Annotated in this window: 18 protein-coding genes; 9 read left to right on the top strand and 9 right to left on the bottom strand. The window is 68.7% G+C overall.

Annotation, left to right across the window (positions count from 1 at the left end):
- The first annotated feature begins 31 nt into the window (after positions 1–31).
- Positions 32–808 carry a hypothetical protein gene (locus ACIBTM_RS13120; protein WP_395876702.1) on the top strand — a complete coding sequence of 259 codons (777 nt, stop codon included), beginning with the start codon at positions 32–34 and terminating at the stop codon, positions 806–808.
- A gap of 29 nt (positions 809–837) precedes the next feature.
- Here ACIBTM_RS13120 and ACIBTM_RS13115 read toward each other — a convergent pair whose 3' ends face one another.
- Entirely contained in the window at positions 838–1368 is a 531-nt protein-coding gene (locus ACIBTM_RS13115) for a CGNR zinc finger domain-containing protein (RefSeq protein WP_395876701.1), read from the bottom strand.
- A gap of 96 nt (positions 1369–1464) precedes the next feature.
- On the opposite strand from ACIBTM_RS13115, the gene ACIBTM_RS13110 reads away from it, so the two are divergent.
- From ACIBTM_RS13110 to ACIBTM_RS13080, 7 genes are all read left to right on the top strand, one after another.
- Complete coding sequence (locus ACIBTM_RS13110) at positions 1465–2352, top strand: alpha/beta fold hydrolase (RefSeq protein WP_395876700.1); 888 nt, start codon at positions 1465–1467, stop codon at positions 2350–2352.
- A gap of 40 nt (positions 2353–2392) precedes the next feature.
- A complete protein-coding gene (locus ACIBTM_RS13105; protein ID WP_016335039.1) occupies positions 2393–2623 on the top strand; it encodes a hypothetical protein in 231 nt (76 codons plus the stop codon).
- A gap of 662 nt (positions 2624–3285) precedes the next feature.
- Positions 3286–4065 carry a thioesterase II family protein gene (locus tag ACIBTM_RS13100; protein ID WP_395876797.1) on the top strand — a complete coding sequence of 260 codons (780 nt, stop codon included), beginning with the start codon at positions 3286–3288 and terminating at the stop codon, positions 4063–4065.
- Positions 4062–5819 (top strand): amino acid adenylation domain-containing protein, encoded by a 1758-nt coding sequence (locus tag ACIBTM_RS13095; protein WP_395876699.1) that lies wholly within the window; start codon positions 4062–4064, stop codon positions 5817–5819. The genes ACIBTM_RS13100 and ACIBTM_RS13095 overlap by 4 nt, the downstream gene beginning before the upstream one ends.
- Entirely contained in the window at positions 5812–7176 is a 1365-nt protein-coding gene (locus ACIBTM_RS13090) for a tryptophan 7-halogenase (RefSeq protein ID WP_395876698.1), read from the top strand. The genes ACIBTM_RS13095 and ACIBTM_RS13090 overlap by 8 nt, the downstream gene beginning before the upstream one ends.
- Positions 7169–8341, top strand: coding sequence for a cation:proton antiporter (locus ACIBTM_RS13085; protein ID WP_395876697.1), 1173 nt, complete (start codon positions 7169–7171; stop codon positions 8339–8341). The genes ACIBTM_RS13090 and ACIBTM_RS13085 overlap by 8 nt, the downstream gene beginning before the upstream one ends.
- On the top strand, positions 8334–9731 hold the full coding sequence (locus tag ACIBTM_RS13080; RefSeq protein WP_395876696.1) for a tryptophanase: 1398 nt from the start codon (positions 8334–8336) through the stop codon (positions 9729–9731). The genes ACIBTM_RS13085 and ACIBTM_RS13080 overlap by 8 nt, the downstream gene beginning before the upstream one ends.
- A gap of 9 nt (positions 9732–9740) precedes the next feature.
- On the opposite strand, the gene ACIBTM_RS13075 is transcribed toward ACIBTM_RS13080, so the two are convergent.
- Both ACIBTM_RS13075 and ACIBTM_RS13070 read right to left on the bottom strand, forming a co-directional pair.
- A complete protein-coding gene (locus ACIBTM_RS13075; RefSeq protein WP_395876695.1) occupies positions 9741–11087 on the bottom strand; it encodes an NAD(P)/FAD-dependent oxidoreductase in 1347 nt (448 codons plus the stop codon).
- Positions 11088–11335: 248 nt separating this feature from the next.
- Positions 11336–12076 (bottom strand): transporter, encoded by a 741-nt coding sequence (locus tag ACIBTM_RS13070; RefSeq protein ID WP_395876694.1) that lies wholly within the window; start codon positions 12074–12076, stop codon positions 11336–11338.
- 228 nt (positions 12077–12304) lie between these two features.
- Between ACIBTM_RS13070 and ACIBTM_RS13065 the strand changes: the two genes are divergently transcribed.
- Entirely contained in the window at positions 12305–12913 is a 609-nt protein-coding gene (locus ACIBTM_RS13065; RefSeq protein WP_395876693.1) for a TetR/AcrR family transcriptional regulator, read from the top strand.
- Positions 12914–12926: 13 nt separating this feature from the next.
- Here ACIBTM_RS13065 and ACIBTM_RS13060 read toward each other — a convergent pair whose 3' ends face one another.
- From ACIBTM_RS13060 to ACIBTM_RS13035, 6 genes are read right to left on the bottom strand one after another with little or no spacing between them, the layout of a single operon-like run.
- Positions 12927–14387: an aldehyde dehydrogenase family protein gene (locus ACIBTM_RS13060; RefSeq protein WP_395876692.1), complete on the bottom strand. Its 1461-nt coding sequence runs from the start codon at positions 14385–14387 to the stop codon at positions 12927–12929.
- 20 nt (positions 14388–14407) lie between these two features.
- Positions 14408–15505: a Zn-dependent alcohol dehydrogenase gene (locus ACIBTM_RS13055; RefSeq protein WP_395876691.1), complete on the bottom strand. Its 1098-nt coding sequence runs from the start codon at positions 15503–15505 to the stop codon at positions 14408–14410.
- Positions 15502–17853 (bottom strand): AMP-binding protein, encoded by a 2352-nt coding sequence (locus tag ACIBTM_RS13050; protein ID WP_395876690.1) that lies wholly within the window; start codon positions 17851–17853, stop codon positions 15502–15504. The genes ACIBTM_RS13055 and ACIBTM_RS13050 overlap by 4 nt, the downstream gene beginning before the upstream one ends.
- A complete protein-coding gene (locus ACIBTM_RS13045; RefSeq protein ID WP_395876689.1) occupies positions 17850–18632 on the bottom strand; it encodes a gamma-glutamyl-gamma-aminobutyrate hydrolase family protein in 783 nt (260 codons plus the stop codon). Before ACIBTM_RS13045 ends, ACIBTM_RS13050 begins: the two co-directional genes overlap by 4 nt.
- Before the next feature lie 20 nt (positions 18633–18652).
- Positions 18653–19999, bottom strand: coding sequence for a glutamine synthetase family protein (locus tag ACIBTM_RS13040; RefSeq protein WP_395876688.1), 1347 nt, complete (start codon positions 19997–19999; stop codon positions 18653–18655).
- On the bottom strand, positions 19992–20651 hold the full coding sequence (locus ACIBTM_RS13035; RefSeq protein WP_395876687.1) for a hypothetical protein: 660 nt from the start codon (positions 20649–20651) through the stop codon (positions 19992–19994). Before ACIBTM_RS13035 ends, ACIBTM_RS13040 begins: the two co-directional genes overlap by 8 nt.
- Between the last annotated feature and the right edge of the window lie 107 nt (positions 20652–20758).

Raw genomic sequence — 20758 nt, 5'->3', positions numbered from 1 at the left:
CTAGCGGACCAGGGAACAGGGGGAAGCCAGCGTGTCCAGCCACTTCGGGGCGATCGGGATCGACGTCACGAGCGAGGAAGAGTTCGGGGAACGGGTGGTTTCCCTGATCAGCGCGGGCAGCGCCCGGCGGATCACCAAGAAGATCAGCGAGCATGTCTGGACCGATCCGTCCGGCGCCCGGCTGGTCGCGCAGGTCCACCACGGTGAGATCGAGTTTCTTCTGCCGTGCCTGGCAGGCGCGGCTCCCGCGGTGCCCGTGGGCGACGTTCGCCTCGTCGACGACGAGACCGCGATGCTCGACCTCCTGGACGGGGTCGACGGAGAGCTGATCTGCCCCATCGCGATCGAACTGGAAGACCGAGCGACCCTCTCCCACTCCGGCGGGCGGCTCGCGTCCGGCTCCCTGACGCTGGCGGCTCTGGCCGAAGAAATCACCGTGCACGCCGACGCCGACGCGTACTCGGCCGCACAGGACGGTGAACTGCAATTCGCCGCCGACCACTTCATCCCGTCCGGCACCTTCTCGCCCGAAGAACCCGCGCCCGGCTGGACGCCCTCCGCCCACGCGCTGTTCGCCGGCGAGGTCGTCGACGTCGAAACTCCCGTGAACACCGTCACCGGCACGGCATTCCACCGGATCCGGGTCCGCACCATCGCGGCGATCGAACTCGACGTCGCCGTCGCGGCCACCGAGCTCGAACGGCCACCCGTGCGCGGCAACATCGTGACCGGAACCTTCTTCCTGACCGGAAGTCTGGGACTACAGCCGGAAACCCCGGTGAAACGGCGGCGCTGGTTCCGGCGGTGAGGTTCAGGACCGGTGCCGGCAGGCCGACACTAGGCCGAACGTTCGCGGTGATAGTGACGAGCGGCTTTCGCCCGGTTGCCGCAGGTTTCCATGGAGCACCATCGCCTGGTGCCGTTTCGGGTCGTGTCGTCGAAGTACAGCGTGCACACCGGGTATGCCGAGCATCGCTTGATCCGGTCCGGACGCGTGCGAAGCAGGCTCAGGTAGCCGTACGCCGCGAGCCACGCCGGTCGCCAGGCCGCGTCGTCGACCTCGATCACCTCTTCGGCGCCGCCCTCTCGCAGTTCCGGCCGTAAACGCCCGCGGGCCAGCACCTCGTTCAGCGCACGTTCGGTGAAGGCACCGGGGCTTTCGAGCACTTCGCGCAGGACGGAACGCGTGTGGCGCAAGGGTTCCTCCGCGCCCGGCGTATCCGGCAAGCCTCGCTCGGCCAGCCAGGCGTCGACTCCCCCGGGCTCGTCGAAGACGTCACGGCGCTCACCACGGTCGGGCCACGTGGTGTTCAGCAGGTCCAGAGCGAGGGGTTCACCGGACAGAGGACGTTGCAACACACCGGCCATCCTACCCTCCGTCGACCGCTTGACAGGTTAGGTCGCCTCATGCTTGTCTCTAACCGTTCAAATGTACTTAGACGGTTAGAACAAGGAGCACCTGTCATGTCCGAAGCCACCCGGTCCGCCGGCGAGGTTTTTCACCGCACCGCGACCATCGACGGCCGGAGCGTGTTCTATCGGGAAGCCGGCGACCCCACCGCGCCGACAGTGGTGCTGCTGCACGGTTTCCCCACGTCGTCGCAGATGTTCCGCACGCTCATCCCCGCGCTGGCCGACCGCTATCACGTCATCGCCCCCGACCACGTCGGCTTCGGCCACTCCGACGCCCCGCCCGCCGACCGGTTCGACTACTCGTTCGAGAACCTGACCGCGATCACCCTCGGACTCCTCGACGCGCTCGGCCTGGACCGCTTCGCCCTCTACATCCAGGATTACGGCGCACCCATCGGGCTCCGCATCGCGAGCAGACACCCGGAGCGGGTCAGCGCACTTCTGGTGCAATCCGGCAACGCCTACGTCGACGGCTTCACGCCGTTCTGGGACGTCCTGTTCGCACACGCCAAGGACCGCGAAAGCCACGAGGAAGCCGTGCGCGAACTCCTGGAGCCCGCGGCGACCCGCTGGCAGTACACCCACGGCGTCCCCGCCGACCGGCTGGACCGGCTCTCCCCCGACACCTGGACCCTCGACCAGGCCCTGCTGGACCGCCCAGGGAACAAGGAGGTGCAACTACAGTTGTTCTGGGACTACCAGTTCAACCTCGACGTCTACCCGGCCTTCCAGGAGTACTTCCGCGAGCACCGTCCGCCGACGCTCATCACCTGGGGCGAGCACGACGAGATCTTCGGCGCCGACGGAGCCCGTGCCTTCCTCCGCGACCTGCCCGACGCCGAATTGCACCTCCTCGACGCGGGTCACTTCGCCCTCGAGACGCACGGCCCGGAGATCGCCGCCCTCATCCGGGACTTCCTCGGCCGCGTCCTGCCCTGATCACGGCCGCCGTATCCTCGCAGTGAGGCGGAGGTGCGGAATGACGGACGAACAACTGCTCATCGAATTCGCACTGACCCGCATGGACCACCCCGACCTCGATCTCGAGGAAGTGGCCACACTGACCGTCCGGCGGCTCGGCGAAGACCGGATGCTGGACTTCGCCGGGCTCACCCTCGCCAGCCGGGGCGAACTACGCGGAGCCGTGTTCCCCGCCGCGGTGGAACACGTGCTCCGCGTCGTCCTGACGTTGCGCGGTCCGGACGACTGAGCACCTTCCGGCTCGACAAGCCGCCACTCATCGCCGAACTCGTGATCGTCCACACCGGACTCGGCGACCAGCCGGTAATCGCCGAGACACTCTCCGCTCCGCGCCGGCCGCGCGAAGAGCGCACCACACGCCCCCGGCGGGAACCGAACTCGGCGGCATGAAAAGGATTCACACTGCAGCGACTCCGGCCGACGCGCTTGCCCCGCGCCACCGGTTGAGGTAGCCCATGTGAGTGAGCGTCCGCCCCCGCAACCGCCATTTGCAGGCTCTTTTGCTCCCAACGTCAAACCGTTACCCCAGTTTGCCTAACGCCGTCGTATCTTTCGGACCAGCAACTCTGACGGTTATCACGTAACGGAAGAGGGCAGGACAGGAGCCCCGCACCCTTCCCGCGATCGACGCGGTCGCGGAGTCACCCAAAGGTGCGGGCGAGGCGACTCCGGAGTACCCGGCTTCGCCAAGGCGCGTCATCCGCGGGCCCGGACGTTTTCCGGGAGAGCGTACATCGTGAAAATTCGCTTGCCTGGCAAGGCTGCCGGTCGTCCGTTGTGCGATGTGGACACAGGCGCACGCGACGTCTTCGCGCCCATCGACGGAGATCCCGGCTTGCTTGGCTGCTGACGTCAGTCCGTCGGCCGATCGACTCAGGAGAGGACGTGGCGATGAATGCCGCCGTCAAACGACTATCCACAGTGGACTCCGAGGACACCTTCGGTCCGGGGTTTCTGTGTTTTCCTCCGGCCGGCGCAACGGTTCTCAGCCTGCGCGGGTTCGCCAAGGGCGCGGCGGGAATCGAAATGTGGGGCGTGGAGTATCCCGGCCATGGCGAACGTCTCGCCGAACCGCGCGCGGCGTCGTTCGCGAGCCTTGCCGAGGGGATCGCGAGGGAGACCATCGACCGTTTCGGAGCTGAAAGGTTCTCGCGAATCACGCTGATCGGGTTCAGTATGGGCGCGTTCGCCGCATTCGAAGTGGCCCAGCGCATCCGCGGCCGGGGCCTGCCGGGTCCGGCGGCACTGGTCGTCGTGGGTGCGTGCGCGCCGCAGTCGCGAGTGCCGGGGAGGTTCGCGAAAGCCGACGCCACCGACGCCGGACGGCTGCTCGATCAGAACGCACTGGCTCCAGTGGCGGGTTACGGCGCCTCCCCCGAACTCCGGGAGTACGCACTGGATCTGCTGCTCGGTGATCTGCTGCTGACCGATTCCTATGCCGGCCCCGCGCAACTGCGGCTGGCCTGTCCGATCGTCGCGATCCGGGGTGAGGACGACCCCGTGTTCGCGGCCGATGGCGACACGCTCCGGGCGTGGGGCGCCTGGACGTCCGGGCGGTTCACCGACGCTGTCGTACCCGGCGGTCATTTGGGCATGCTCGCACCTGACCGGGCTCCTGATCTCCGGGAGCTGATCCACCGGTCCACGTTCGACGCCGAGCCCGTGCGATGAGTGGCTCGGCCCCGTCCGTGGTACGCGGCGTGCCACGACGGCTACCCCACGTCACCTGGTGCGACTTGTTCGAGAGCCAGGCCCTGCGGTCACCCGCCCGGATCTGCCTGGTCGCCGACGAGGTCGCTTGGACGTTCCACGACCTCGACCTCTGGGGCAACCGGCTCGCGCGCCTCCTGCGAGACGCGGGCGCGGCACCGGGAACGGTAGTGGCGTGCGCGATGACGAGGTCCGTGCGGGCGGTGCTGGGCATGCTCGCGACGGCGAAGGCGGGCGCGGTCCATCTCCCGATCGATCCGTCCCTGCCCGCCGCACGCCTTGACGCGATTCTCGCCGACGCCCGCCCCTCCTTGGTGCTGACGGACGCCCCGGGCCTCGCGGACCGCGCGGATCTGCTGCTGTCCGATGAGGACTGGACGACGGAACTCGCGAGGCAAGACGGGCGACCTGTGCCGCGGGCCGGCGCGGCCGAGTCGTACGTCATCTACACCTCCGGTTCTACGGGCCTGCCCAAAGGCGTGGTGGTGGGTCACCGGAGCCTGGTCAACCTGTACGGCGAACTGGCGAGCCGGTTCTTCCCGGCGGGCCGTGGTCCGCAGCGGGTGGCGCACGGTTTGCCGCTGGTCTTCGACGCGTCGTGGAATCCGCTGCTGTGGATGGTGGGCGGACACGAACTGCATCTGGTCCCCGACCCGGTACGGGCGGATCCAGGGTCCTATGTGGACTTCGTGCGGGAGCACCGGTTGTCGGTCGTGGAAGCGGTGCCCGCACAGATGACGGCGCTGCTTCAAGCCGGGCTGCTCGACGGCCGGAGCCGTCCGCGGACCCTGCTGATGGGTGGGGAGGCCATCGGCCGGGACCTCTGGTCGCATCTGCGCGGAGCCCCGGAGGTCACCGCGGTGAACCTCTACGGCCCGACCGAGTGCACCGTGTTCACGACGGCCTGCCGGCTCGGTGACCGCGCGACGCCGTCGATCGGGCAGCCCATCGGCAACACCGCGGCCCGGATCGTCGACGAGGACCTGCGGCCCGTCCCGATCGGAGCGCCTGGCGAGCTCCTGATCAGCGGTTCCAGCCTCGCCCTCGGCTATCTCGGCCGGCCGGAGCTGACCGCGGACCGGTTCGTCACCGCGGGCGAACGCCGGTACCGGACCGGCGACCGGTGCCGCCTCCTTCCCGACGGCCACCTGGAATGGCTGGGCAGGCTCGACGACCAGGTCAAGATCCGGGGTCATCGGGTCGAGCCGGGCGAGGTGGAGCAGGCTCTGCTGGCGCTGCCCGGCGTCCGGCAGGCCGTCGTCCGGGCCGAAGGCACCGAGCCGCGGCTGGTCGCCTACGTCGTGCTCGGCGACGACACCGTCGGCCAAGTACGGGAACGGCTGCGGACGGTGCTGCCGTCGTATCTGCTGCCCTCCGCCGTGATCCCGCTCGAGACGATGCCGCTCGGGTCGACCGGGAAGATCGACCGGACCGCTCTCGCGCCGCCGGTCCCGGCGGTGCGGGTGAGCGTGCTGACCCCCACGCAGGAACTCGTCGCGTCCGCGTTCCGTGTCCAGCTGGAGATTCCGGCGGTCGACGCGGACAGCGACTTCTTCGACCTCGGCGGGCACAGCCTGTCCGCCGCGGCGCTCGCCGTCCGGCTGCGGGCGTTGGGCGTGCCGTGTTCGCTACGGGACGTCCTGCTCCGGCGCACGGTCGCACGGCTCGCCGAACTCGTTCCCATCACTGCGAAAGGAGCGGCACGTCATGCATGACTACGACGTGATCGTCGTGGGCGGCGGGCCGGGCGGCGCCACCGTCGCCGGGCTCACCGCCGCGGAAGGCCACCGGGTACTGCTGCTGGACAAGGACCGTTTCCCCCGCTATCAGATCGGGGAGTCCCTGCTGCCGGCAACGATCCACGGGATCTGCGCGATGCTCGGCGTGCGCGACGAGATCGAGCGGGCCGGCTTCGTCCGCAAACGCGGCGGGACCTTCAGATGGGGTACCAAGCCGGAGCCGTGGACGTTCTCCTTCGCCGCGTCCGACCGCATGGCCGGGCCGACGTCGTATGCCTACCAGGTCGAGCGTGCCCGCTTCGACGCGCTCCTGCTCGACGGCGCCCGCCGGCTCGGCGCCGAGGTCCGGCAGGAACATCGGGCGCTCGGCACGATCCGGTCCGGCGAACGGATCGGCGGCGTCCGCTACCTCGACGACAAGGGACGGGAGCGGCGCGCGACCGCCCGGTTCGTCGTGGACGCCTCCGGGCACGGCAGCAGGCTCCACCACGATGTCGGCGGCACCCGCGAGTACTCGCCGCATTTCCGCAACCTGGCGCTGTTCGGCTATTTCGAAGGCGGCCACCGGATGCCCGCGCCCAACGCCGGGAACATCCTGTGCGTCTCGTTCACCGACGGCTGGTTCTGGTACATCCCGCTGTCGGACACGTTGACCAGCGTCGGTGCCGTCGTCAAACACGAATCGGCGAACAAGGTGCAGGGCGACCCCGCGGCGGCCTACGCCTCGCTGATCGAGGAGTGCCCGCTCGTCAGCGAGTTCCTCCACGACGCCCGCCGCGCGACCGAACCACCCTACGACCGGATCCGCGTGCGGAAGGACTATTCGTACGACCGGACGGCCCTGTGGGCCCCGGGGATGGTGCTCGTCGGGGACGCCGCGTGCTTCATCGACCCGGTGTTCTCCTCGGGAGTGCACCTGGCCACCTACAGCGCGCTGCTGGCCGCCCGGTCGATCAACAGCGTCTTGGCCGGTTTCACGGACGAGAAGCGGTGTTTCGCCGAGTTCGAAGCCCGCTACCGCCGGGAGTTCGCGCTGTTCCGGGATTTCCTCATCACCTTCTACGAGCTGGACGCCGACGAGGAGGACTACTTCGCGCACGCGCGACGGCTCACCGATCATCACGGGAGCGCCGGCGAAGCCTTCGTCGATCTCGTCGGCGGAGTGTCCTCACAGGACTTCTCCCGCACGTTGTTCGGCGACGTGCTCTCCGAAGGTGTCCAGCTGCAGTTGCGCGGTCTGCTCGGCGAAGCCGCGGGCGACGAGCCGCCGATGTTCCCCGGCGGGCTCGTCCCCACCGCCGACGGCAGGCGATGGCGGGTGCCCGATGCCTGACCTCGCCCTCCTGCTCGTGGCGCTCGCCGTGCTGTTGCCGCTGGCCCGCTGCTTCGGCTGGGCGTTCACCCGGATCCGGCAGCCGGCCGTCCTCGGGGAGATCACCTGCGGACTCTTTGTCGGCATCGCCCTGCAAGCGGGTCCGGGCCTGCCTGGCAGCGTCGAGACAACGCTGGACGCGCTCGCTCAGCTCGGCCTGATCCTGTTCCTGTTCGGGGTCGGTGCCCGCCTCGCGCCGTCGATCACCACGGCGCGGATCACGACGGCGTTCGTCCCCGCGCTGGGCGCGACCATCGTCCCGGTGGTCCTCGGCGCGCTGCTCGCACTCTGGCTCGCCGCACGCCACGCCCCCGCCGGTGTCACGCCGTTCGTCCTCTTCGCCGCGGCGGCCATGGCGGTCACCGCCTTTCCCGTCCTGGCGAGGATCCTGGCCGAACGACACATGCTGGACGACCCACGCGGACGTTGCGCGCTCACCGCAGCGGCGATCACCGACGCCACCGCGTGGGCGGCGCTCGCCTTCGTCGCCGCGTCCGTCCACAGTGGAACCCAGATCTGGTCGCTACTGGGCGTGGTCCCGTTCCTGCTGGGCCTTTTCGTCCTCGCCCGCCCGTGGTTCGGCAGGGCGATGGATCGGCTGTCCCCCACGGCGGCAGCCGTGGCCATGGTCGTCGTCGCCTGCGCCGGGGCCGCGACGACCGACACCATCGGCCTGCACGCCGCGGTCGGCGCGTTCCTCATCGGCGCCGCCGCCGGCCGCCCCGTGTCCCGTCACGACCCCGCCGCGGTGACCGCGCCCGTCGCGTCCCTGCTCGTCCCGCTGTACTTCGTCCTCATCGGACGGAAGGTCGACCTCGGTGAGCTGGACACCACCCTGGTCGTCGAAGCCGTCGTGATCATCGCGGTCGCCGTCGTCGCCAAGGGCGGCGGCGCGTACCTCGGTGCCCGCCTCGCCGGACAGGAACCCCGTCCCGCCGCGGTCTTCGCGACCCTGATGAACACCCGTGGCGTCACCGAGCTCGTCTTCCTCAGCATCGGGCTCGGCCTCGGCGTCATCGACAGCGCCTTCTACACCGTGATGGTCGCCATGGCCCTCGTCACGACCGCCATGACCGGACCGCTCCTCAACCGCCTCGAACGAGACAAGGTGACCCGAGATGCCTGATCACCCCGCCGAACCGTGGCGGATCAAAATGGTCGAACCGATCCGCACCACCACCCGCGAACACCGTGAACGGGCGCTCCGGGCCGCCGGCTGGAATCCCTGCCTGCTCCGCTCCGAAGACGTCTACATCGACCTGTTCACCGACTCCGGCACCAACGCGATGTCCGACCGGCAGTGGTCGGCCCTCATGCGCGGCGACGAAGCCTACGCCGGCGCTCGCAGCTTCTACCTCTTCGAACAAGCCGTCCGCGCACACTACGGCTACGAACACGTCATCCCCGTCCATCAAGGACGAGGCGGTGAGAACATCCTCTCGCGCTGCCTCATCCGCCCTGGCACCCATGTCCCCGGCAACATGTACTTCCCCAGCACCCGCGCCCACCAGGAACTCAACGGCGCCACCTTCCACGACGTCATCATCGACGAAGCACACGACCCCGCCGGCGAGTATCCGTTCAAAGGCAACGTCGACCTCGCCAAACTGCGGGCCGTCATCGCCGAACACGGCGGCGACATCCCGTACGTCTCGCTCGCCGCGACCGTGAACATGGCGGGCGGGCAGCCCATCAGCGTCGCCAACCTCACCGCCGCCTGCGACCTCGCCCACGCGCACGGCATCCCCGTCTTCCTCGACACCGCGCGCGCCGTGGAAAACGCCTGGTTCGTCAAACAACGCGAACCCGGCTGGGCACACCGCTCGATCGCGGACATCCTGCTCGCCCTCTGCTCCCCCACCGACGGCGCCGTCATGTCGGCCAAGAAGGACTGTCTCGCCAACATCGGCGGCTGGATCGCCCTGCGCGACCCCGATCTCGCCGAACAAGCGCGCGGGCTCGTCCTGCTCTACGAAGGACTTCACACCTACGGCGGCATGGCGGGCCGCGACATGGAGGCCATCGCCCAAGGCATCACCGAATCCGTCGACGAACGGCACATCCGCGCCCGCGTCGCCCAGATCGAGTACCTCGGCCACCGGCTCCACACCGCGGGCGTCCCGATCGTCCGGCCCCTCGGCGGCCACTGCGTCTGTGTCGACGCCACCGCCGTCCTCGGTCATCTCCCCCGCACCGAACTCCCCGGCCAGACCCTCGCCGCCGCCGTCTACCTCGAAGGCGGCGTCCGCGGCGTCGAACGCGGCACCGTCTCAGCCGGACGCGATCCGGCCACCGGCGAAAACCGTTACCCGCCCTTGGAATTCCTCCGGCTCGCCATTCCCCGCCGCGTCTACACCCAGAGCCATATCGACCACGTCGCCGACACGCTCATCCGCGTCCACAAAGACCGGCACCACATCACCCACGGCCTCACCTTCACCCACGAACCGCCCCACCTCCGCTTCTTCCAAGCCCGCTTCGCCCCCACCGCGGGCGCCGGCATCCACGCCACGTGAGCGAGCCGTTCAGACCACGGATGCCGAGCCCCGCCGGGCGTTGCGTTTGCTTCCGTTGACGAAATCGTTGAAGCGATCGACAGCCCAGATGGCGCGCAGCCCCAAGGGACCCATCATCATCGGGCGTGGGAACTCGGGCTCCTCCACCCACAATTCGTCCAGGTCTTCGTGTCGCGCACCGTCGACGATCAGGTCGGCGATGCGGGCCCCGACATAGGGCGCTTGGGCCAGACCGTGGCCGTTGCAGGCGATCGAGTAGTAGGTGGCGTCGTCGATCTGCCCGGCGACCGGCAGCCAGGAAGGAGTGATCGCGATCCAGCCTCCCCAGGCCCGATCGATCGCGACGTCGGACAGGGCCGGAAACCGTCTCGCGAAGGCTTCCGCGAGTTCTTCGACGAGCGCCGGGTCCGGCTTCCTTTGCGGGAGCGGGTAGGTCCGGCCGCGTTCGAGCCGCCGGACGCCGAAAACGATGGTGCCGCGCGACGTGAGGCGGTAGTTCTCCATGATGTTGTGCTGGGTGACGAGCCCCGATCGGCTGGTCCACCCCAGTGCCGCCAACCGGGCGGGATCGATGGGCTCGGTCTCCACCTCGATGACCCAGATGGGCACGGAGAGCCGTGGAGGGGTGATGTCCCACTCTCCCGCGTACGCGTTCGTCGCCAGAACCACCTTGTCCGCCCGCACTTCACCGTGAGCGGTGGTGATGACCACGTGGTCGCGGTCGCGCGCGACGTCGGTGACCTTCGTCCGCTCGAAGACCCGCGCGGGCGTGCGGAGCAGCACACTTCGCAGCCCCAAGGTGAAGCGGCCGGGATTCATGATCCCGCCGACCTTTTCGCGCATCCCGCCGAGGAATCCGGAGGGGATTCCGAGCTCTTCGCTCGTGCCCAGTTCCACCTTGGCGCCGACGCGCCGGAGGATCTTGGCCACCCGGCGCACCCGGCCCATCTGCCCACGGGACACCGCCGCGAAGACGTTGCCCGTCCGTTCGTAGTCGCAGTCGATGTCGTGCTTCTCGATGAGCTCCTCGACGTGGTGCGCGGCATGCTCGGCAAGCCGGATCATGCCGGGCATCTTCTTCCGGTGCAACAGATCGAGAAGCTGGAGGTCCCCGCCCGGAGCACCGGCCAGTTGACCGGCGTTGCGGGAACTGGCGCCGTGTCCGCAGAATTCCGCCTCCAGCAACACCACGTCCTGGCCGCGTTCGGCCAGCCGCAGCGCCGTCGACATGCCCCCGATACCGCCGCCTACGACCGCGACGTCGCAGGTGAGGTCACCGGCCAGGGAAGGCCGCACATCCGAGGGCGGATCGACCCAGCCGCTGAAGCTCGTGTACTCGACGTTGTCGGTCCTCATCGTTCTCTCCCGTCCTGGGTTCGGGGTCGTGAGTGCCGAATAGGGTTCTACTGAGGGGTGAGGCAAATGTGGCGTAGAGGGTCGCCGCGCTCTGCCGGTCGGACGTGTCGCGAAAGTGGCTTTCGCGACACGGGTGCCGACCGCGAGGTGGTCGGCGCGGGTGAGTGGCCGGGGCGAAGGGAGCCTTCACCCCACCACCCGGATATTCAGTCACCGAAGAGTGACCTTTGTGGACAGTCGAGAGAGTGTCAGGCCGCTGGCGACGAGCCCCTCCGCCGCCCACTTGACGAGTGGCTGGACGACATTGCCGGAACCCTGCTCGAAGCCGGTTCGACGCCGGTCGTCACGTTGTGGTCGTGCAGAGCGCGATAGGCGAAGTAGTACACGAACATCTGGAATCCCCAGGTGGCCAGCGCCGCGCTGTAGAAAAGCGTCCGGTGCGCGTCGTCGCCCGGGATCGGGAAGAAGTCGTACGTGATCGCGATGACGGATCCCGCGATGGTGACCAGTGCCGCGCCCATGGCCTGCCTCTTGGCGCCGATGCGCCAGAGCCTCCAGACGAAGTAGGCGAGGAAGACCGTCGTGAGCACGTTGACCACGACGAAGAACGTCGCCGGACCGACATGCAGTTTGTCGGCGCGGAACTGCTGGAGGTACAGCCCGGCGGCCGCAGCGAACGCGAACACGCCGACATCGACCGCGACAGAGGGCTTGTACCGGTGCGTCACGCGCATCAGGCCCAGGACGAGAATGAGCGTGATGCCGACAGAGCGCGAAAAGGCGTCGAAGAAATACGCGATGCTGTACAGCGGGCTGCTTTCGTCTCCGCCCAGAAGTGCCCAGAGGAGAAAGTTCGAGCCCGACGTGGCGACGATCATCCATTCGAGTCCGAGCAGATAATTGTGGTAGCGCCGGATGAACTTCCATCCGAAGCAGAAGCCGGCGAAGATCATCCACAGATCGGCCAGCATGAAGAGCAGATCCTTCATGTCCTTGATTCCTTCGAGTCATGCCTTCGTCTCTGCACCGAAGGCTGTGCGTGGGGATGGCGAGCCGACTTGTGATCCGGCTCATAGACTACGGCAGAGTTAGCCATCCGATCAAGTCGTTTGACCAAGTCGGTCGCGAGCCGGGAGACATGGCCGCCGACCTGCCCTCCGCTGCTAGGCTTGCGTTGACTTAATCAAACGTCCAACTACGTGCACCGGGAGGATTTCGTGCCACGGATCTCCGCCGCCCAACGGCGCAGCGACTTCATCAAGGCCGCGGTGGAGGTCATCGCGAGCTACGGCATCGAGGGCGCGACGACCAGGCGGATCGCCGAGCAGGCGCAGGCGAATCTGGCGATGCTGCACTACTGCTATGACTCCAAAGAGGATCTCTTCGCCGATGTCTACGAGTTCGTGGCGGGCCGCTACCTCGAGGTGATCAAGGACAACGACGCCCAAGGTGACTTGAGGGAGACGGCACGAGCGCTGCTGCGCGGAGTCATGGAGTGCTATCTGGAATCGACCAGTTTCACCGCGGCGACGGTGGAACTCATCAGCTGGGCACGACGTCAGCACGCGGACCGCGGTATCGCGGTGTACGACAAGGCCCTCGAGAGGGTGCGCGCCACACTGCGCGACGCCGGCTCGGACCGGCCGATCGGACCGGAGGTCGTCGACGAGGTCGCGTTCGTCATCGCCGCCTTGGCCGACGGGTTCGCCGCGAACTGGCTGACCTACGGGGATCGGGCCGCGGCGTTGGGACAGATGGAGATCGCCGTTTCGGTACTCGACAGCTGGCTCGCGGCCCGGCTCGGATCCACGCCCGTGTCGTCCTGAACGGAGGACGGCGTCACAACGGCAGCTCGGGTGAATCGACGCCGACGACCCGATCGCCGCAGAAGACGCGCACCGACTCCGCCGGTCCGTGGCCGCCGATACCCGCCGGGCCCCAGAAACTCTGTGCCGAGTCGTCACCGAGATCGGCGACCTTGGCGCCGTTGACGCGGACTTCGCCGGCCAGGATGCGGGAGCCGACGTCGATCGCGCGGTCGGTGTCGCCGCCGAACACGTAGGCATCGAGCCCTGAGGGGTGGGCGTTGGCGACGCGCAGCGCCTGTTCGTCGGAGTCCACGGCGTGCAGGGAGACGACCGGGCCGAACAGCTCGGCGGTGGCCCGGGCGGGGTCCGCGCCGACGGCGACGGTCGGCGACAGGAAGTAGCCGCCGAGCTCGGGCAGCCGAGCGGGTCCGTGCAGGGTCGCCCCGAGGTCTCGCAGCCTTTCGATCCTGCTCCGCAGGGTCTGGAAGTGCGGACCATTGGAGATCGGGCCGATCTGGACGTCCTCGTCGAGCGAGTGGCCGACGACGAGTTTGGAGATCCGCTCGGTCAACGCTTCGAGCAGCGGCTCGACCAGACTGCGGTGGGCGAGGATCTTGCCAGGTCCCTCACACCATTGACCGTTGAGTTTGGTCATGCCGTCGAGGATGCCGTCGGCGGTGACGTCGAGATCGGCGTCGTCCAGCACGAGCACAGGATTGTTCCCGCCGAGTTCCAGCTGCAGGACCTTGAAGTCTTCCGTGGCCGCCCGCGCGATGGCGCGTCCGGCGCCGGGTCCGCCGGTGAACGAGACGATCTTGACGCGGGGGTCGGCGGTCAGCCGGGCGCCGACCTCGCCGTCACCGTGTACCAGTTGCAGCGCGCCGCTGGGCAGACCGGCCTCGACGAAGCACTCGGCGATGATCTGCGCGCTGCCGGGCGCGTGTTCCGAAGGTTTGAGGATGACCGGGCACCCCGCGGCCACCGCGCTGGCGACCTTGGCCGCCGGGATGAAACTCGGGCCGTTCCACGGCGTGAGGATCGCGGCCGGTCCCCACGGCACCTTGTAGAGGCGGACGTCCCGGCCGCCCGCCGCCAGCGGGGTGACGCGCGGGATGTTCACCAGATCCGCCGCCGCGGCCCGGATCCGCATCGGCAGGAAGGCGGCGACCTTGCGCGTGACGCTGATCGGTGTGCCACTGGTCAGCGAATCCGTGCGCGCGATGTCCTCGGCGCGGGCCGCGACGATGTCGGCGACGCGTTCGAGCAGGCCGGCGCGCTCGCGGCGCGCGTCCTCGTCCCAGCGCCCGGCGTCGTACCCGCGTTCCGCGTGCCGCAGCGCGCGTTCGACGTCGTCGGGTGCCGTCGTGACGGAGCGGTGGACGGGTTCGCGTGTGTTGGGGTCGACGTTCCACGCGTCGTGGACCGTCTCGCATTCACTCCAGGCGTCGGCGATGTAGTTCACCGGGCGGGGAATCTCGATCTCGTTGCTCATCTTCAGGTTTCCTTCGCCGGTCAGGACTGGAGATCGACGACGATGCGGGTCACGTCGCCGGACTTCATCGCCTCGAAGCCTTCGTTGATCTCGCCGAACGGGAGCACGCGCGTCACCATCTCGTCGAGCAGCAGACGTCCCTGCTGGTACAGGCGCGCGAACTGGAGGATGTCCTCCCGCGCCTGCCCCGAGCCCATGTAGGAACCGATGAGCCGCTTCTCCTCGAAGAAGAAATCCGACGCCGGGACACTGAGTTCGGTGCCTCCTGGCGCGATCCCGACCAGACAGGCCGTACCCGTCGGCCGCACGAGGGCCAGTGCCGTCGCCGCGGTGCGAGCCGATCCGACCGCTTCGAAGGCGTAGTCCACGCCGCCGCCCAGCTGTCGGTGGAGTTCCGCGACCGGGTCTTCGTCGCCACCCTTGATGACGTGGGTGGCGCCGTAGCCGCGCGCGGCCTTGAGACGGGCGTCGTCCAGGTCGATCGCGACGATGGCCGAGGCTCCGGCGAGCCTGGCGCCTTGGATGATGGCCGATCCGACGCCGCCGCAGCCGACGACCGCGACCGTGCTGCCCGGTCGCACCTTGGCGCCGCGGAAAACGGCACCGACGCCGGTGATGACGCAGCAGGCCAGGAGGCAGCCGACGTGCAGTGGAACGTCGTCGGGCAGCTTCACCAGCGAGTTCTCGCGGATGAGGACGTGCCGGGAGAACGCGCCGATGTCGCCGAGCCGCTCGATCGGCTCGCCGTCCGTGGTCTGGAACGCGGGCCGGGGGCGGCGGCGGATCTCCTCCAGCCGCTGGCACTGCGTCGACCGACCGGCTTCGCAGTTCGTGCAGCGGCCGCAGGACGGGGTCAGCGCGCCGACCACGCGGTCCCCGGGGTGCAGCCCGGACACCTGCGAGCCGACCGCCTCGACCACGCCCGCCACCTCGTGGCCGACCACGACCGGCAGGCCGGTCGGCACCGTTCCGGTCATGTAGTGCAGGTCGCTGTGACACAGCCCCACGTTCGTGACCGCGACCCGCACCTCGTGCGGCTCCGGGTCGTCGACCCGGATGACGGTCAGTTCGAGTGGCGCGCCGACCGCGGTCAGCACCGCGGCCTGGGTGTCGATCATGTCGACGTCTCCTCTTTGGATCCTCTGTCGGTGGACAAAAAGCCCTCGATACCCGCGGTCAGGAGCCCGCTCTCCCACGCCTGGGCGGCGGCGAGGTCTTCGCGGGCGAACGCCGCTTCGACGTCCTCGGTCCGCGGGCGCAGGAGGGCGAGATGCAGGGCCGTCGTGTTGCCTTCGGGGGTCCACTCGATGACGGTGTCGATGGCGCGATCGATCAGGGCGCCGGGTTCGACGATCTCGTCGAGAAGGCCGATCCGCAGGGCTTCGTCGGCCCGGACGCGCGGGGAGCCGAGCACCAGCCGGGTCGCGTGGTTCCCGATGAGCCGTCTCAGCAGCACGCTGGAGGCGTTCGAGATCGTGATGCCCCGCCCGTTCTCCGGCTGGAAGTACTCCGTCGCCGGGGTGCCGATCCGGGCGTCGCAGCACAAGGTGATCTCCGAGGCTCCCCCGACCGCGAGTCCGTTCACGGCCGCGATCACGGGCACCCGGGTCTCCAGAACGGCACGGGTGATGTCGTGGAAACTCGCGAACGCCTCACGCATCCCCTCGTCCGTGGTCGGCGCGCTCCGGAGGTCCTCACCGGCGGAGAACGCTCTTCCCTCGCCGGTGAGCACGATCCCGCGCACGCTCTCGCCGGTGCCGTATTCGCGAAGGGCGGCCGCCAGCCGTCGCCGGGTGGCGACGTCCATGGCGTTGAGCTTCTCCGGCCGACGGAGGGTCAGCACCGCCACGTCCCGGACGACGCCGACGTCGAGGAATCCCCCACGTGTCCGTCGTGCGCCGAGGTCGTAGGTCACGCCGGGGTCGTCCGCGGCACGGGCCTTCAGCGCCGGTTTGGAAACGCGTTCGGAGGGGGTGCGGGGGAAGCCGGTCACGAATTCGACATAGCGCGGCACCTTGAAGCGCGCGAGTTCCTTACCTGCCCGCTCGACGATCCGTTCGGCGGTCGCACGACCGGCGGGCACGCCGGCCGCCAGCTGGACGAAGGCCTTGACCTCTTCGCCGAGGGTCTCGTCGGGTTCGGCGACGACGGCGGCAGAGACCACGAGATCGTCCCGCTCCAGGGCTGCTTCGACCTCGACGCTCGCGACGTTCTCCCCGCCGCGCCGCACCATGTCCTTGATCCGGCCGACGAGCCGGATGCCGGTGTCCGGGTGGCGGACGACGACGTCGCCGGTGTGGAGCCTGCCGTCCCGCATCACCCGGGCGGTGTCCTCCGGGCGGTTCCAATAGCCGTTCATCATCGGTGTACCCGCGATGGTCAGTTCACCGGCTTCGCCGTCGGGTACCTCGACGCCGTCGGGATCGACGACGCGGACCTGTTTCGTCGGTACCGGCTGTCCAAGGCTCCCGCTTCCCACGGCGCCGGTGTCACCGAAGGAGCTGAACAGGTCGATCCCGGACTCCGTCATCCCGTAGACCTCGCGCCACGGCACGCCCCAGCGCTCCTCCAGCCGGGCGTGCAGACCGGCCGGGATTCCCGAGCAGAAGACGAGGCGGAGGTCGTTGTCGCGGTCTTCGGGGGAAGCCGGTTGTTTGAACAGCAGCGTCGGCATGGACCCGAGGACGTAGAAGAAGGTCGCCCGGTGCCGTCGCACGTCCGTCATGAAGGTCGACGCGGAGAATCGGGGCAGGACGACCAGCGGGGCGCCGACGGTCAGTGCCAGTGCGGTGTTCCACTGTGGATCCATGTAGGAGAACGGCTGCGCGGTCAGGAGAACGTCCTCGGGGCCGAGCCCGGTCGCCGACGCGCAGATCCAGCCCAGCCGGACCCAGTAGTCGTGGGTGAGCATGCACGCCTTGGGGAAACCGGTCGTGCCCGAGGTGTACTGCAGGTTCGCCAGTGTCCCGCCCTCGATCGTCACCGTCGGCAGGGTCGCCGGGAACGGCTCCGCACCGTCGTCCGCGACATCGACGACGCGGACATCGGCGAGCTCGTCCTCATCGGCGACGACACCGGCGATCAGGTCCCGGCGAAGGGCGTCGGTGAATACGACGCGTGCCCCCGAGTCCCGAAGAACGAAGGCGAGGTCGGCCCGCTGATAGGAACAGTTGACGGGAACGGCGACCGCGCCCGCTTTCAGCACGGCGAGCCACACCACGGGCCAGTGCACGACGTTCGGGAGCATGATCGCGACCCGGTCGCCCGGCCGCACGCCGTCGGCTTCGATCAGCCGGCGCGCCAGCCGGGAGGTCCAGTCGTCGATCTCGGCGAAGGTCCAGGACCACTCCCCGAAACGCAGGAACTCCCGTTCCGGGGAGTCCCGCACGCGCTGCGCCAGCAGCCCGGTCAGTGTCGGGATGGCGGGATCGTCGCCCGCCTGTCCGGCTTTCACTTTCGCCGTCATCGCGAACTCCTCGGTATCTCTTCGCCGCGGTCCGCCCGCAGCTTCGCCGCGGCTTCGACGATCCACGTCATCGTCGGGTCGGCGCTCTTCATCCATTCCGGATGCCACTGGACCCCGAGCACGGGGGCTCCCGGGAGTTCGACCGACTCGATCACGCCGTCACTCGCCCGCCCGGTCACGACGAGACCGGTGCCGCACCGGTCGACGGCCTGGTGGTGCCAGGAGTTGGTCGTCGCCTGGTCGCCGAACAGCCCGGCGGCGATCGAGCCTTTCTCGAAGGACACGAGGTGGTCCGCGGTGCCGTCGGTGGGCGCGGCCTCCGCCGACAGGTGACGCACTGGACCGGGTGGGAGATCAGGGACGAGTGTTCCGCCCAGGGCGACGTTGAGCACCTGCATGCCGCGGCACACCCCCAGCACGGGGATCCCCCGCTCCAGCGCGGCCCGGGCGAGCCCGAGCTCGTACTCGTCCCGCGCCTTGTCGTGGACCATCGGATCCGTCCGCGGATCGATGTCGCGGACCACCGCCGTGTCGCCACCCCACCAGGCCGGATGAACGTCCTGCCCGCCGGTGATCACGACCCCGGACAGCCATTGGCTGACGGCCGTCGCGTTGGTGTCGTAGGACAGCTGCACCGGAAGTCCGCCCGCCTCCGCGATCCGGCTCGCGAAGTCCGACATGGAGCTGTCGACACAACGGTCGCCGTACCGCTCGTCGGCTCCGGTGAGCAGGCTCAGCCGGAATCTCCGGCCGGTGATACCGATCAAGGGACGGAGCACCACGGCCTCCTCGGGCGCGTTCACGGGAACTCGAAGTAGCGGGTGGACTCCCACTGGGAGAGTTCGGCGAACGGATCTCCGCCCTTGGTGTGGAACTCCATCCACTCCCATCGCCGCGACGCGACCCAGAAATCCACGAATTCGTCACCGAGGTACTCGCGCAGCAGAGGATCGGCGTCCAGGGCCGCACTCGCTTTCGACATCGTGTCGGGAATCCGGGGCATCTCGGGGCTGTCGGGCAGGCACCACGCCATGTCGGTGACCTGCTCCGGTGGCTCGATCGCCCGCTCGATGCCTGCCAGTACGCCGGCCAGTACCCCGGCCACCGCGAGGTAAGGATTGACGTCGGCGCCGGGAAGCCGGTATTCGAGACGCGAGTACCGGGGATGGCCGGCGATGGCGCGCACGGCGGCCGTCTTGTTGTTGACGCCCCAGCTCACGACGGTGGGCGGGCCGGTGAAGTCCACCAGCCGCCGGTAGGACGTGATCTGTGGCAGCGCGAGCGAGGTGTTGCCCTCCATCGTGGCCAGCAGGCCCCCGACCGCGTGCCGCATCAGCGGGGACGGGCCGTCCTCGGCGAAGAACCGGTTCACTCCGTCGCTCTGGAGCGACAGGTTGATGTGGGCACCTTGTCCATAGCCCGCTGTCGGCTTGGCCATGAAGGTCACCGTGTGGTCCTGCTCGAACGCGACTTCACGCATGGCCTGCCGGGTCCGCGCCCAGGAATCGGCCAGCGTGATCGGATCCGCCGGCGCCAGATTCAGCTCCGTCTGCCCGGCGGCGGCCTCGTCGGTCCATGCCTCCCACGCGATGCCGACGCGATCGAGGCGCTCGACGACCGCTTCCATGTAATCGACCCAGTCCTTGGACCTCGCCAAGTGGTACGTGGCTCCCGTGCCACCACCCAACGGCGTCAGCCCCCGATACGCGCTTTTTCGCGCCTCCTGAACGGATTCCTCGAACAGCGTCGCCTCGATCTCCACGGCGATCGTCGCGGTGTACCCGAGGACCGCGAGCCGGGCGACCAGTTTCCGCACGAGGTTCCGCGGGCAGATCGGCACCGGTGTGCCGTCCTTCAGCCAGTAATCGCCGATGACCGAATCCAGGCCCGGCTTCCATTCGACGAGGGTCGACAGGTCGGGAACCATCTGGATGTCGTAGAGGTTGCCGCGCCAGTCCGGAAAAGCGTCACCCAGAACGATCTCGTTGCCGAGGTCGATCGCGAACAGGATGTCGGCGAAGGCGAAGCCGGTGTCCTTGCCCGAGGCGAACTTCGTGATCGACACGTTCTTGCCGAGAAAGCTGCCGTCGTGGTTCGTCGCTTCGAGGCGCACGGCGCACGGAGCGGTCTTCGTGAGGTCAGACATCGAACCGGACCCTCCAGGAAGCGGCCGTCATGACCGACAGTTGCGAAAGCGTGCCCTTGACCCGCAATCCGGCCGCCAGGGCGGCGGCGAGATCGTCCGCCCCGCTGAGGACACCGGCGAGAAGGTCGGGCGGCCCCGCCATCAGGTACTCGGTCGCCCCGTCGCCCGACCGAAGCCGCTCCGAGCCGCCGGGGCCCTCGGCGTCGACGATCAACACCTCGGGGATGCCTGGGATTTCCCTTGTCACCGCCCAGAAATGCCGGGCCGCGTCGCGCCAGTGCGGTAGCGGCGGCGTCAACGCCCGCAAGATGCCGGCGGCCAGGACGACGTCACCGGCGGGCTCTCGCACGGACACGAAACGTGCCTTGAGATCGACGACCACCGTCGCGTCGGGTTCGATCACGACCCCGCTGGTGACCGTGATCGTCCTGGCACCGAAGGAAATCGTCGCGGCCTGCGGTGTGTCGTGGGAGCGGACCGCCACGGTGCCGGCGGACCGGCCCAAGACGTCGTGCGCGTGACCGATCCGCCAGGAGTCACCCAAGGTGCGGCTGATCAGCCGGACGACCGGACTCGCGTCGTCCTCGATCGTGATGGGAAAAGCCGACCCCTCCCTCGCGGGCGCTTCGGGCAACGTCATGCTCTCGGCCATCTGTCGGCCCTTTCGATCTTGGCGGGGATTCACGCCGTAGTTAGTCAAATGACTCGATCAATTGACGAAGATGATGGGCGCCGTATCCCGCCTTGTCAACAGACCCG

It is taken from the genome of Amycolatopsis sp. NPDC049868, assembly GCF_044461365.1.
Taxonomy (GTDB): Bacteria; Actinomycetota; Actinomycetes; order Mycobacteriales; family Pseudonocardiaceae; genus Amycolatopsis.
The sequence above is the reverse complement of the archived record's forward strand: the minus strand, read 5'-3'. Positions and strand labels throughout refer to the sequence as shown.

Excerpts from the sequence above, each read along its gene's own strand:
- ACIBTM_RS13115 (WP_395876701.1), bottom strand. The coding sequence starts at position 1,368 with ATGGCCGGTGTGTTGCAACGTCCTCTGTCCGGTGAACCCCTCGCTCTG.
- ACIBTM_RS13110 (WP_395876700.1), top strand. The coding sequence starts at position 1,465 with ATGTCCGAAGCCACCCGGTCCGCCGGCGAGGTTTTTCACCGCACCGCG.
- ACIBTM_RS13105 (WP_016335039.1), top strand. The coding sequence starts at position 2,393 with ATGACGGACGAACAACTGCTCATCGAATTCGCACTGACCCGCATGGAC.
- ACIBTM_RS13100 (WP_395876797.1), top strand. The coding sequence starts at position 3,286 with ATGAATGCCGCCGTCAAACGACTATCCACAGTGGACTCCGAGGACACC.
- ACIBTM_RS13095 (WP_395876699.1), top strand. The coding sequence starts at position 4,062 with ATGAGTGGCTCGGCCCCGTCCGTGGTACGCGGCGTGCCACGACGGCTA.
- ACIBTM_RS13090 (WP_395876698.1), top strand. The coding sequence starts at position 5,812 with ATGCATGACTACGACGTGATCGTCGTGGGCGGCGGGCCGGGCGGCGCC.
- ACIBTM_RS13085 (WP_395876697.1), top strand. The coding sequence starts at position 7,169 with ATGCCTGACCTCGCCCTCCTGCTCGTGGCGCTCGCCGTGCTGTTGCCG.
- ACIBTM_RS13080 (WP_395876696.1), top strand. The coding sequence starts at position 8,334 with ATGCCTGATCACCCCGCCGAACCGTGGCGGATCAAAATGGTCGAACCG.
- ACIBTM_RS13075 (WP_395876695.1), bottom strand. The coding sequence starts at position 11,087 with ATGAGGACCGACAACGTCGAGTACACGAGCTTCAGCGGCTGGGTCGAT.
- ACIBTM_RS13070 (WP_395876694.1), bottom strand. The coding sequence starts at position 12,076 with ATGAAGGATCTGCTCTTCATGCTGGCCGATCTGTGGATGATCTTCGCC.
- ACIBTM_RS13060 (WP_395876692.1), bottom strand. The coding sequence starts at position 14,387 with ATGAGCAACGAGATCGAGATTCCCCGCCCGGTGAACTACATCGCCGAC.
- ACIBTM_RS13055 (WP_395876691.1), bottom strand. The coding sequence starts at position 15,505 with ATGATCGACACCCAGGCCGCGGTGCTGACCGCGGTCGGCGCGCCACTC.
- ACIBTM_RS13050 (WP_395876690.1), bottom strand. The coding sequence starts at position 17,853 with ATGACGGCGAAAGTGAAAGCCGGACAGGCGGGCGACGATCCCGCCATC.
- ACIBTM_RS13040 (WP_395876688.1), bottom strand. The coding sequence starts at position 19,999 with ATGTCTGACCTCACGAAGACCGCTCCGTGCGCCGTGCGCCTCGAAGCG.
- ACIBTM_RS13035 (WP_395876687.1), bottom strand. The coding sequence starts at position 20,651 with ATGGCCGAGAGCATGACGTTGCCCGAAGCGCCCGCGAGGGAGGGGTCG.